The organism is Clostridium sp. CTA-19 (assembly GCF_054767855.1).
Window position 1 is genome coordinate 1 of record NZ_BAAABH010000091.1, and the last position, 660, is coordinate 660.

Genomic DNA, 660 nt, shown 5'->3' on the forward strand with positions numbered 1-660 from the left:
CTATTACTCTTGGAGCACAGTAGGACATCCCCCTATACTTGAGAAAAATGGTTCTCATAAAGGGCTACGCCTAGTTGGCTCCACATCTATTTTAAATAATATGCATACTGTTGTTGATATTTATTCTTCCCAAGAATCAATAACATCAGAATCCATACAATCTCATATGTTGCATTTGATGAGAATTAACCCTGGTAAAAAGGTTATTATATTTCTTGATAATGCTAAAACTCATAATAGCATTGCTATGCAAAAATTTTATTTTGATAACAGAGATAGGTTAGAACCGATATTCTTACCGAAATATTCTCCTAAAATGAACCCTCAAGAACATATTTGGAGACACTGTAAATCTTTGTTATACAGGCCTAGTGCTAGAGAAAATATTTATGAGCTTGTTATGGATACTAAACTTATTTTTGACGAATTAAATTCAAATAAAAACAAACTTTTTTCGTTAGCTTATGCTAAAAATTACCTAGTATAATTTTAATTCTGAACTTGGAACCCTATATAGGGTTCCAAGTTGACTTTTAAAATTATCCATTCCAAAACTTGGATACCCCAAATAGTGAGACATGCTCTGAATCGCTTAGAATTCAACACTACATTTTGTATGAAAATATTTTAAAGTTATTGAATAAATTTAAATTCGAGCTT

The 660-nt window shown here is 30.5% G+C and carries 1 protein-coding gene; it reads left to right on the forward strand.

What is annotated here, in order from left to right; all coding sequences use genetic code 11:
• The coding region (locus ACYUE0_RS17755) for a transposase (RefSeq protein WP_460271941.1) at positions 1 to 487 on the forward strand (487 nt) is incomplete at its 5' end.
• Positions 488 to 660: the final 173 nt, after the last annotated feature.